Raw genomic sequence first — 11818 nt, 5'->3', positions numbered from 1 at the left:
CAGCATTACCCGGCCACTGCACATCGGCCGGGTTTAACTCACCGCCAGCCTTATCCAATCCCTAACAGCTGGCGGGCTTCTCGGGCGACGTTCTCCATCTCATCCTGCAGCTCCAGCAGTTCCGGCTCCAGCGCAGCGATATCGCTGGCCTCCAGCAGCTCTCTTTCCAGCTGATGGCAGAGTTGCTTCATGCGCGGCACGCCGCTGTAGCTGGCACTGCCGTGCAGCTTGTGAATAATCTCACGCAGGGCGTTGACCTCATTGGTCGACATAAACTGCGCCATCTTCGCATGCACTTCCGGTAAAAATTCCAGCAGCATCCGCAGCAGATCGCGCGCCAGATCGGCTTTGTTCGCCGCCTGTCGCAGCGCCAGTTGCCAGTCCAGCGTGGGTAATATTGGCAGCAGTTCCGGCACGGTGACCACTGGTGGTGGCGTATAGCGCGCCAGCAACTGTCTTAACTTGCTCTCATCAATCGGTTTGGCAAGATAGTCATTCATGCCCGCCTTGATCAATTGCTCACGCTCGCCATCAATCGCATGGGCGGTGACCGCCACAATCGGTGTACTGGCATGATGCGGCATGCTGCGGATAATTTCGCTGGCGCGAATGCCATCGATGTCCGGCATCTGAATATCCATCAGAATCACATCCAGCGACTGCTGACGTGCCTCACGGATGGCGTGTTCGGCGCTGCTGCACAGCAGGATGTTCTGCACCTGCTCCTCCAGCAGCGCGCCAATCAGCTTGAGGTTGGCGGGGTTATCATCCACCGCCATCACCGTCAGCGGCAGCCGGGGTGAAAGCGGCAGTTCACTGATCTGACGGGTATGCAGATCCAGTAACATCGGCAGGAGTCGCGTCAGGGAGATCGGTTTAGCGATGCAACCGTCGATGCCGCGTACCTTCAGCTCATCTGCCAGCAACATCATCGGGCTGGGGAGCGCCATCAGCACGTTGTCGGCCCGATCCAGCAGCGCATTAATCATGCGTTCATTGAGCAGCTCAGGCTGGCTGATGTCGACCGGCATCGCCATCAGCAGCAGCGGATAGTGAGACGCTTTTAATCCCTCCAGCGTTTCGCTGTAATCGATCTGCAATGGTGTGGCGCTTAACATCTCCAGTGCTGCGCTGGCAACGTTAGCATCCGCTTCAACATAGGCAATGCGCGCATGTGACAGCGCATCCAGCACGCGTGGCATGCCGGGCGCATTGGGATTGAGATCCAGCTGCACGCGAATCACAAAGGTGGAGCCCTTGTCCGGCTGACTGCTGAAGGTGATTTCGCCGCCCATCTCCCGCACCAGTTTCTGGGTGATCACCAGCCCCAGCCCGGTGCCGCCATGACGGCGCGAAATGCTGGCGTCAGCCTGACGGAACGCCTGGAACAGCTGTGTCTGTTGCTGCTCAGAGATGCCGATGCCGCTATCTTCAACCTGAATCTCCAGCTCGACGCGCGACTGCGTAATCACCCGCTGTCCGACACGCAGGCCGATATATCCTTTCTCGGTAAACTTGATGGCGTTACCGATCAGGTTAATCAGAATCTGTTGCAGGCGCAGCGCATCGCCAATCACGTTGTCCGGCACGCTGCTGTCACACACCACCGTCAGCTCCAGCCCTTTGTCATGCGCCGACGGGGCCAGCAGCACCAGCGTTTCATCCAGTGTGGCACGCAGCGGGAAGGGGATCGCCTCCAGCATCAGTTTGCCCGCTTCCAGCTTCGAGAAATCGAGCACGTCATTGATAATACTGAGCAGGTTATTGGCTGAACGTTCAATGGTCTGCATATAGTCGCGCTGGGTGGTGCGCAGCTGGGTTTTCAGCATCTGCCGGGTAAAGCCCAGCACGCCATTAAGCGGCGTCCGCAGCTCATGCGACATATTGGCCAGAAACTCAGATTTGATACGCGCCGCTTCCTGGGCGCGTTTCTTCGCCAAATCCAGCTCAACGTTCTGAATCTCCAGCTGTTCCAGCGTCTCTCGCAGATCGTAGGTCGCCTGATCGATATTGTGCTGCATCTCTTCGTGATAGGCGGTCAGCGACATCGCCATCGCATTAATCCCGTTTTTCAGAATGCTGAGTTCACCCAGCATGTATCCCTCAACGCGGCTGTCGAGCTGGCCGCGACGGATGCGGTCAACGGTGGTGACCATATTGCGGATCGGGCCGGTGACATCGCGCATCAGACGATAGGCAAACAGCATGGCCAGGCAGAGGCAGAAGAGCAGCATCAGCGTGGCGACAAACACCTCTTTGTACTGCTGCAGGCGCACCGACTGCAGATCCAGTTCTATCGCCACGTAGCCCAGCGGATTGCCCGACGGCTTGGCATCTTCGTCCGGCAATTCATCCACATCGTAACGCTCGGTGGTGATCGGTGTGCGCAGAATCAATACGTTGCCGTGACGCTCCATGGAGACATCGTCGGGCAGGGCGCGGATATCATCCTGTTGCAGCAGGCTGAGGTTCTGCTTGTGATTAGAGGTGACGTAGAGCTGGTTGTGATTATCAAACACCGAGATCGCCCGGACGATGCCGGAATGGCGGCGGTGCAGCAGGCTGACCAGTTCACGCATGGCGTCACGGTTGTGCCAGGTCATGCTGTATTCACTGGAGATCGCCAGCGGTTCAATGATATTGGCTCCGGCATCGATAACCTGGCGCTGCAGTTCATTGTAGCGGTGCACCACAAAAAATGAGCTGAGCAGCAGGCCAACCATCAGCGTGGGTGCCAGAATTAAAATCATCATTCGCGCCCGCAGGCTGTATTTGGTCATAATAGTCGCCTGGCTACTCCGGCATTAACGTCCCTGTGCATGCTGTCGACAAAAACAATGCAGGTCGTTTTCGATAAAGAGAATTAATAACACTATGGCGCAATTTTACGTTGCAAAACAGCGCGTGACGACGCAACAACGGATCACCGTCACCATTGAGGCGCTCGATCCGTTCGGACAAGGTGTGGCGCGTCACAAGGGCAAAACCCTTTTTGTTGCCGGTGCCCTGCCTGGGGAACAGGCGGAGGTCATGCTGACAGAGGATAAACGTCAATTTGCCCGGGCGAAAGTGACACGACTGATTAGCCGCAGTCCGGCGCGCGTCACGCCCCGCTGCCCGCATTATGAACGCTGCGGCGGCTGCCAGCAGCAGCATGCCGATGTAGCGCTGCAACAGCAGAGCAAAGCCCAGGCGCTGAGCCGGATGCTGCGCCAGGCCGCCGCACAAGACGTGGCGGTGGATGAGGTGATCGCCGGTCAGCCCTGGGGCTATCGTCGTCGCGCCCGTCTGGGGCTGCAATGGCAAAATAAGGCGCAGCGTTTGCAGATGGGCTTCCGTCAGGAAGCCAGCAACGATCTGGTCGATATTCAGCAATGCCCCATTTTAGTGCCCGAACTTGAGGCTTTACTGGTTCCATTGCACCAGTGTCTCAGTGACTTACGCGCCGTCAGGCGTCTCGGGCATGTGGAGCTGGTGCTGGCAGACAACGGGCCGCTGATGATTCTGCGCCATCTTGATGCGCTGCATGCGGATGACCGTGAAAAACTGGAACAGTTTTCGCATAAGCATCAGCTGATGCTGTTCCTGGATGCGGGCGAGGAAGAATTGAGTGCGTTAAGTAAGTCGACGCCGTTTTATCAATCTCACCAGATTAAGCTAACCTTCAGCCCACAGGATTTTATTCAGGTTAACGACAGTGTTAATCAGCAGATGGTCGCAAAGGCAATTGCCTGGCTCGATCTGCAGCCGGAAGACCGGGTGCTGGATCTGTTTTGCGGCATGGGAAACTTCACACTTCCTATAGGAATCTTCGTACATAATGTGGTTGGTGTGGAGGGGATTGCAGCATTAGTGCGGCAGGCAGCGTATAATGCTGATTTGAATAATCTTAAAAATGTCAGTTTCTTTCAGCATAATCTGGAAGAAGATGTGTCGCGCCAGCCGTGGGCGGCACAGGGATTTAACAAGGTATTACTCGATCCGGCACGCGCCGGGGCTGCGGGCGTAATGGCGCATGTGGTTAAACTTGCACCAGATCGCGTGGTCTATGTTTCGTGTAATCCCACCACACTCGCCCGCGACAGCCAGACATTGCTGTCGGCAGGCTACCAATTGGAAAGGGTCGCGATGCTGGATATGTTCCCACATACCCGTCATCTCGAATCCATGGTGCTGTTCAGAAAAACATAAGCGATGTATGTCGTTGTGCAGGAGAGGTTATGGTTGCGGTCAGAAGTGCGCATTTAAATACTGAGGGGGATTTCGCCCTCGACCAGTGGATCGCCAGTCTCGGTATTGCCAACCCGCAATCATGTCAACGTGTGGCCGAGACCTGGCGCTACTGCGAAGCGCAGACGCAGGGCCATCCTGATCAGTCGCTGCTGCTGTGGCGCGGTATTGAGATGGTTGAAATCCTCTCAATGCTCAGCATGGATATCGAAAGCCTGTGTGCGGCGCTGATTTTCCCGCTGGCTAACGATGAAGTGGTGAGTGAAGAGGAGCTGGAAACCGCAGTCGGCAAAGGCATTGTCTCGCTGGTACACGGCGTGCGCGATATGGACGCTATCCGCCAGCTGAAAGCGATCCACAACGACTCCATGGCCTCTGAACAGGTGGATAACGTCCGCCGCATGCTGCTGGCGATGGTGGAAGATTTCCGCTGCGTAGTGCTGAAGCTGGCTGAACGCATCATGAACCTGCGCGAAATGAAAGATGCGCCGGAAGATGAGCGCGTACTGGCCGCCAAAGAGAGCACCAATATCTATGCGCCACTGGCCAACCGTCTCGGTATTGGTCAGCTCAAATGGGAGCTGGAAGATTACTGCTTCCGCTACCTGCATCCCGACGAATATAAGCGCATCGCCAAATTACTGCATGAGCGGCGTATTGACCGTGAGCAGTACATCGAAAACTTCGTCAGTAATCTGCGCAAAGAGATGGTCAAAGAGGGCGTGCGCGCCGAAGTCTATGGCCGTCCCAAACATATCTACAGCATCTGGCGCAAGATGCAGAAAAAATCGCTGGCCTTTGATGAGCTGTTTGACGTGCGGGCGGTGCGCATCGTCGCCGATCGCCTGCAGGATTGCTACGGTGCGCTGGGTACGGTGCATACGCTCTATCGCCATCTGCCCAGTGAATTCGATGACTACGTCGCTAACCCCAAACCCAACGGCTACCAGTCGATTCATACGGTGGTGTTAGGGCCGCAGGGCAAAACGGTGGAAATCCAGATCCGTACCCGCCAGATGCATGAAGATGCCGAGCTGGGCGTGGCGGCGCACTGGAAATATAAAGAGGGGCCAACTTCCAGCAGCGCGCGTGGCGCGGCCGGTCATGAAGAGCGGATCGCCTGGCTGCGTAAGCTCATCAGCTGGCAGGAAGAGATGGCGGACTCCGGCGAACTGCTGGAAGAGGTCCGCAGCCAGGTGTTCGATGACCGGGTCTACGTCTTTACCCCGAAAGGCGACGTGGTGGATCTGCCCGCTGGATCGACGCCGCTCGACTTTGCCTATCATATTCACAGCGACATCGGTCACCGCTGCATCGGCGCGAAAATCGGTGGCCGCATCGTGCCGTTCACCTACCAGCTGCAGATGGGCGATCAGGTTGAGGTGATCACCCAGAAGCAGCCGAACCCGAGCCGCGACTGGCTCAATCCGAATCTGGGCTACATCACCACCAACCGTGGACGCTCGAAGATCCACAACTGGTTCCGCAAGCAGGATCGCGACAAGAATATTATCGCCGGACGGCAGATTCTGGATAACGAACTGAATCAGCTGGATATCAGCCTGCGTGAAGCCGAAAAACTGCTGCTGCCGCGCTATAACGTCACCTCGCTTGAAGAGCTGCTGGCGGCGATTGGCGGCGGCGATATTCGTCTTAACCAGATGGTTAACTTCCTGCAGGCGAAGCTCAATAAGCCGAGCGCCGAAGAGGAAGATCGCGAAGCGCTGCGTCAGCTGACCCAGAAATCGTACACTCCCTCTTCACGCAAAGAGAGCGGACGTGTCGTCGTGGAGGGCGTGGGCAACCTGATGCACCACATTGCCCGCTGCTGCCAGCCGATTCCGGGGGATGATATTGTCGGCTTCATCACCCAGGGGCGCGGCATCTCTATTCATCGCGCTGACTGCGACCAGCTGGCTGAACTCATTTCGCATGCGCCGGAACGTATCGTCGATGCGGTGTGGGGCGAAAGCTACTCCAGCGGCTATTCGCTGGTGGTGCGCGTGACCGCCAACGATCGCAGCGGCTTACTGCGTGACATCACCACCATTCTCGCCAACGAGAAAGTGAATGTCCTGGGCGTCTCAAGCCGCAGCGACACCAAAAAACAGCTGGCGACCATCGACATGGATATCGAGATCTACAACCATCAGGTACTGGGACGTGTCCTGGCGCGTCTGAACCAGGTCTCTGATATCATTGACGCCCGTCGCCTGCACTGATATTCAGGCAGGCACTGAGGCAACCGGCAGCTGGAGGTTGCGCAGGCGTTTTCTGCACCACCAGACACGGCCGGACGCGGTGAATAGCGTCCTGCCGTGTTGTACGCTTTGCCTCTTCGCCCGTTGCCTGTCATCTCACTAATCAAGGATCCTCCTGAATGAACGCTATTGAGCGCCTGCTTGGCATAATGAAAACCCTGCGCGATCCACAACATGGCTGTCCGTGGGATCGTGAACAGACCTTCGCCACCATCGCGCCCTATACGCTGGAAGAGACCTACGAAGTGCTGGACGCTATCCAGCGCGAAGATTTTGACGATCTGCGCGGTGAGCTGGGCGATCTGCTGTTTCAGGTGGTGTTCTATGCGCAGATGGCCAGCGAACAGGATCGCTTTAATTTTGAGGATGTCTGCCACGCAATCAGCGACAAGCTGGAGCGCCGTCATCCACACATTTTTGGCGATGCCACAGCAGAAACCAGCAGCGAAGTGCTGAAAAACTGGGAAGCGATAAAAACCGCTGAGCGGGCTGACAAAGCCCAGCATTCGGCGCTGGATGATATCCCTAAGGCACTGCCCGCACTGATGCGCGCCCACAAGATTCAGAAGCGTTGTCACAATGTCGGATTCGACTGGACCACGCTGGGGCCGGTGGTGGCTAAGGTGCATGAAGAGATTGATGAAGTGATGCACGAGGCGCAGCAGAGTGTGGTGGATGGTGAGAAGCTGGAAGAGGAGATTGGCGACCTGCTGTTCGCCACGGTTAACCTGTCGCGCCATCTGGGAAGCAAAGCGGAAACTGCGCTGCAAAAGGCCAACGACAAGTTTGAGCGCCGCTTCCGCGAAGTCGAAGCGATCATCGCTGCACAGGGGTTAAGTATGCCGGGTGCCACGCTGGAGCAGATGGAAGCCGCCTGGCAGCAGGTGAAACGGGGCGAGAAGCGCTGATTATTCCAGCGCTGTGCATAAAGTCACCGCTTTCGCTTACTCGATTCAGCCTGACGGCAACTTTGTGACGCACGTCAACATTTCATTGGCGGCTATCGGCTATGTTAGCCGAAGCAATGCGTTGGAGGATGGCGGTGATTCATCAATTGTGGCTGATAGCGGTTTCCAGTATACTGTTTTCCCGTCTTGGTTATTCCACCGTCTTTAAACCTAAACTCTCAGGTTCAGCATGACAACGAATTATATTTTTGTGACCGGCGGGGTCGTTTCCTCTCTGGGTAAAGGCATTGCCGCAGCCTCCCTCGCAGCCATTCTCGAAGCCCGTGGTCTGAACGTGACCATCATGAAGCTGGACCCGTATATCAACGTGGATCCAGGCACCATGAGCCCGACGCAGCACGGTGAAGTTTTCGTCACTGATGACGGCGCTGAAACCGATCTGGATTTGGGTCACTACGAGCGCTTCATCCGTACCAAAATGTCGCGTCGTAACAACTTCACCACTGGCCGTATCTACTCAGAAGTCCTGCGCAAAGAGCGCCGTGGCGACTATCTGGGCGCAACCATTCAGGTTATTCCGCACATCACCAACGCCATCAAAGAACGCATTATTGAAGGTGGTGAAGGTCATGATGTGGTACTGGTCGAAATCGGCGGCACGGTCGGTGATATCGAATCACTGCCGTTCCTGGAAGCGATTCGCCAGATGGCCGTTGATGTGGGCCGCGAACACACCATGTATATGCACCTGACGCTGGTGCCGTATATGGCGGCTGCCGGTGAAGTGAAAACCAAACCGACCCAGCACTCGGTGAAAGAGCTGCTGTCGATTGGTATTCAGCCAGACGTGCTGATTTGCCGTTCTGACCGTGCCGTACCGGCCAACGAACGCGCTAAAATCGCCCTGTTCTGTAACGTCCCTGAAAAAGCGGTTATCTCGCTGAAAGACGTTGATTCCATCTACAAGATTCCTGGCATGCTGAAATCGCAGGGCCTGGATGACTATATCTGCAAGCGCTTCAACCTGAATGCACCGGAAGCCAACCTGGCCGAATGGGAGCAGGTGATCTACGAAGAAGCCAATCCGGGTGGTGAAGTCACCATCGGTATGGTGGGCAAGTATGTGGAATTGCCGGATGCCTACAAGTCGGTCATCGAAGCGCTGAAACATGGCGGCCTGAAAAATCGCGTCACCGTGAACATCAAACTGATCGATTCGCAGGATGTTGAATCACGCGGTGTCGAATTACTGAAAGATCTGGATGCGATTCTGATCCCGGGTGGCTTCGGTTACCGTGGCGTGGAAGGCAAGCTGATGACCGCGCAGTATGCACGTGAAAACAACGTGCCGTACCTGGGCATCTGCCTGGGCATGCAGGTTGCGCTGATGGAGTTCGCCCGCAATGTCGCCGGGATGCCGGGCGCCAACTCCACGGAATTTGTGCCAGACTGTAAATATCCGGTGGTGGCATTAATCACCGAATGGCGTGACGAAGATGGCAACGTCGAAGTCCGCAGCGAGCAGAGCGATCTGGGCGGCACCATGCGTCTGGGCAGCCAGCAGTGTCAGTTAACGCCGGGCAGCCAGGTTCGCCAGCTCTACGGCTCTGACACTATCGTTGAGCGCCATCGCCACCGCTATGAAGTGAACAATATGCTGTTAAAGCAGATTGAAGCAGCCGGTCTGCGCGTAGCAGGTCGCTCTGGTGATGATCAACTGGTTGAGATTATCGAGATCCCGAACCATCCGTGGTTTGTGGCCTGCCAGTTCCATCCTGAGTTTACCTCGACCCCACGCGACGGCCATCCGTTGTTTGCCGGCTTTGTTAAATCCGCACATGAGCATCAGAAGCGTTTAGCGAAGTAAGTTTCACAGGCAGCGCGCGAACTTTTCGCGCGTTGCTTGTCTTAGGATTGACTAACTTGTACTGAGGAAAATCGTAATGTCCAAAATCGTAAAAGTCATCGGTCGCGAAATTATCGACTCACGTGGTAACCCGACTGTTGAAGCTGAAGTGCATCTGGAAGGCGGTTTCGTAGGCCTGGCAGCTGCGCCATCAGGTGCCTCTACCGGTTCACGCGAAGCGCTGGAACTGCGTGACGGTGACAAATCACGTTATCTGGGCAAAGGCGTAACCAAAGCCGTTGCTGCAGTAAACGGTCCGATTGCTGAAGCGGTAAAAGGCAAAGACGCGAAAGATCAGGCGAACATCGATAAGATCATGATTGACCTGGACGGTACTGAGAACAAATCTAACTTCGGTGCTAACGCCATTCTGGCTGTTTCACTGGCAGCTGCTAAAGCCGCTGCAGCCTCTAAAGGTCAGCCGCTGTATGAGCACATCGCTGAACTGAACGGCACCCCAGGCAAATACTCTATGCCACTGCCAATGATGAACATCATCAACGGCGGCGAACATGCCGACAACAACGTCGACATCCAGGAATTCATGATCCAGCCGGTTGGCGCTCCGAACCTGAAAGAAGCCATCCGTATGGGTTCTGAAGTGTTCCACAGCCTGGCAAAAGTGCTGAAAAGCAAAGGCATGAGCACTGCAGTGGGTGACGAAGGCGGCTACGCGCCAAACCTGGGTTCCAACGCCGAAGCGCTGGCTGTTATCGCTGAAGCGGTAAAAGCAGCAGGCTACGAGCTGGGCAAAGACATCACCCTGGCGATGGACTGTGCGGCATCTGAGTTCTACAAAGATGGCAAATACGTTCTGGCCGGTGAAGGCGGTAAATCGTTTACCTCTGAAGAGTTCACCCACTTCCTGGAAGATCTGACTAAACAGTATCCGATCGTTTCTATCGAAGATGGCCTGGACGAATCTGACTGGGACGGCTTCGCTTACCAGACCAAAGTACTGGGCGACAAAATCCAGCTGGTGGGTGATGACCTGTTCGTTACCAACACCAAAATCCTGAAAGAAGGTATCGATAAAGGTATCGCTAACTCCATTCTGATCAAATTCAACCAGATCGGTTCTCTGACCGAAACTCTGGCTGCGATCAAAATGGCGAAAGACGCGGGCTACACTGCCGTGATCTCTCACCGTTCAGGCGAAACCGAAGATGCGACCATCGCTGACCTGGCGGTAGGTACTGCAGCGGGCCAGATCAAAACCGGTTCAATGAGCCGTTCTGACCGTGTTGCTAAGTACAACCAGCTGATCCGTATCGAAGAAGCGCTGGGTTCTAAAGCGCCATTCAACGGTCTGAAAGAAGTTAAAGGTCAGTAATGACTGTGCGTTGATGTCGCGCTAAGTGACATCATCGGCCTCTGAAGCCCCGCCTTGTGCGGGGCTTTTTGTTGGTGGCGGTGTGCAGACGCAGATGGAAAGGCCCGATCGCCAAAGCGGCATCTCTGCCGGCCGGGTCCGCGCGATTACGCACCTCATCCCTGAGGTACGCCCGTTACCGGGACAACGTTTTGCGTTGTTCAAAAACGCTTCCGGCGTTTTTGTCCTGAGCGCGGGAGGCTTTGCTCTTCGGTCCTGGCCATCCACGTTCTGAGCCTGTCAGCCGTCTGAAGCCCCTCATTTGTGTTTTGTCCGGCGCGGAGAAAAGGCACAACGCGTGGTTGAGCTGCGCGGCAAATCTGCCATAATCAGCGCCCTGTTTTTTTCAAGCGAGTCCGTAATGCAATACCCGATTAACGAAATGTTCCAGACACTGCAGGGCGAAGGTTATTACACCGGCGTGCCTGCCATTTTCATTCGTTTGCAGGGATGCCCGGTGGGCTGTAGCTGGTGCGATACCAAACACACCTGGGAAAAGCGGACAGATCGGGAAACGTCGCTGGGCGATATTTTGATCAAGACGGTGGAAAGCGACGCCTGGGGTGATGCCGACGCGGCGACCCTGGTGAGTGCCATTGCGCAGCAGGGCTGGACGGCGCGTCATGTGGTCATCACCGGTGGTGAACCGGCGATTTACGATCTGCGTCCGTTAACCACTGCGCTGGAGCAGCACGGTTTCCAGTGCCAGATTGAGACCAGCGGAACCCACGAGATTCACTGTTCTGAACGGACCTGGGTGACCGTCTCGCCGAAGGTCAACATGCGCGGCGGCTACGATGTGCTGCCCCAGGCGCTGAGCCGGGCCGATGAAATCAAGCATCCGGTGGCGCGCGAGCGTGATGTGGAAGCGCTGGATCGGCTGCTGGCAGGCATTGATGACACCAAAGCGCGTATCATCGCCCTGCAGCCAATCAGCCGCAAAGATGATGCAACCCGGCTCTGTATTGAGACCTGCATTGCCCGTAACTGGCGTCTGTCGATGCAGACCCATAAATATCTCAATATCGCCTGATCCTGATAACGCGGCACGCAATGAGCCGTTAACCACAGGGAAGCGTTGAGCGTCAGAGGCGGGATGGAGAGAAGAGCCGTGTCGGATCGAAGGGTTCGATCCGACAGG

7 protein-coding genes are annotated in these 11818 nt (G+C 56.0%); 6 read left to right on the top strand and 1 reads right to left on the bottom strand.

The annotated features are described in order from the left end of the window. Positions 1–50: 50 nt before the first annotated feature. Entirely contained in the window at positions 51–2780 is a 2730-nt protein-coding gene (barA, locus tag LC417_RS14085) for a two-component sensor histidine kinase BarA (RefSeq protein WP_010248580.1), read from the bottom strand. A gap of 94 nt (positions 2781–2874) precedes the next feature. On the opposite strand from barA, the gene rlmD reads away from it, so the two are divergent. From rlmD to queE, 6 genes are all read left to right on the top strand, one after another. After that, positions 2875–4191 (top strand): 23S rRNA (uracil(1939)-C(5))-methyltransferase RlmD, encoded by a 1317-nt coding sequence (gene rlmD / locus LC417_RS14080; protein WP_223566052.1) that lies wholly within the window; start codon positions 2875–2877, stop codon positions 4189–4191. Positions 4192–4220: 29 nt separating this feature from the next. After that, positions 4221–6452 carry a GTP diphosphokinase gene (relA, locus tag LC417_RS14075; RefSeq protein WP_010248576.1) on the top strand — a complete coding sequence of 744 codons (2232 nt, stop codon included), beginning with the start codon at positions 4221–4223 and terminating at the stop codon, positions 6450–6452. Between the two features lie 158 nt (positions 6453–6610). Beyond that, on the top strand, positions 6611–7399 hold the full coding sequence (mazG, locus tag LC417_RS14070) for a nucleoside triphosphate pyrophosphohydrolase (protein WP_010248574.1): 789 nt from the start codon (positions 6611–6613) through the stop codon (positions 7397–7399). 229 nt (positions 7400–7628) lie between these two features. After that, positions 7629–9266 (top strand): glutamine hydrolyzing CTP synthase, encoded by a 1638-nt coding sequence (gene pyrG, locus LC417_RS14065; protein ID WP_223566051.1) that lies wholly within the window; start codon positions 7629–7631, stop codon positions 9264–9266. A 76-nt stretch (positions 9267–9342) separates the two neighbouring features. Then, a complete protein-coding gene (eno, locus tag LC417_RS14060) occupies positions 9343–10638 on the top strand; it encodes a phosphopyruvate hydratase (RefSeq protein WP_010248571.1) in 1296 nt (431 codons plus the stop codon). Positions 10639–11038: 400 nt separating this feature from the next. Continuing rightward, complete coding sequence (gene queE / locus LC417_RS14055) at positions 11039–11710, top strand: 7-carboxy-7-deazaguanine synthase QueE (protein WP_010248569.1); 672 nt, start codon at positions 11039–11041, stop codon at positions 11708–11710. Positions 11711–11818 lie beyond the last annotated feature (108 nt).

It is taken from the genome of Pantoea sp. OVA07A (genome assembly GCF_019969975.1).
GTDB classification, from domain to species: Bacteria; Pseudomonadota; Gammaproteobacteria; order Enterobacterales; family Enterobacteriaceae; genus Pantoea; species Pantoea agglomerans.
This window is presented reverse-complemented; position numbering and strand designations above follow the sequence as displayed.

What these genes read in the sequence shown, in the direction of transcription:
- barA (WP_010248580.1), bottom strand. Translation starts at nt 2,780, where the DNA reads ATGACCAAATACAGCCTGCGGGCGCGAATGATGATTTTAATTCTGGCA.
- rlmD (WP_223566052.1), top strand. Translation starts at nt 2,875, where the DNA reads ATGGCGCAATTTTACGTTGCAAAACAGCGCGTGACGACGCAACAACGG.
- relA (WP_010248576.1), top strand. Translation starts at nt 4,221, where the DNA reads ATGGTTGCGGTCAGAAGTGCGCATTTAAATACTGAGGGGGATTTCGCC.
- mazG (WP_010248574.1), top strand. Translation starts at nt 6,611, where the DNA reads ATGAACGCTATTGAGCGCCTGCTTGGCATAATGAAAACCCTGCGCGAT.
- pyrG (WP_223566051.1), top strand. Translation starts at nt 7,629, where the DNA reads ATGACAACGAATTATATTTTTGTGACCGGCGGGGTCGTTTCCTCTCTG.
- eno (WP_010248571.1), top strand. Translation starts at nt 9,343, where the DNA reads ATGTCCAAAATCGTAAAAGTCATCGGTCGCGAAATTATCGACTCACGT.
- queE (WP_010248569.1), top strand. Translation starts at nt 11,039, where the DNA reads ATGCAATACCCGATTAACGAAATGTTCCAGACACTGCAGGGCGAAGGT.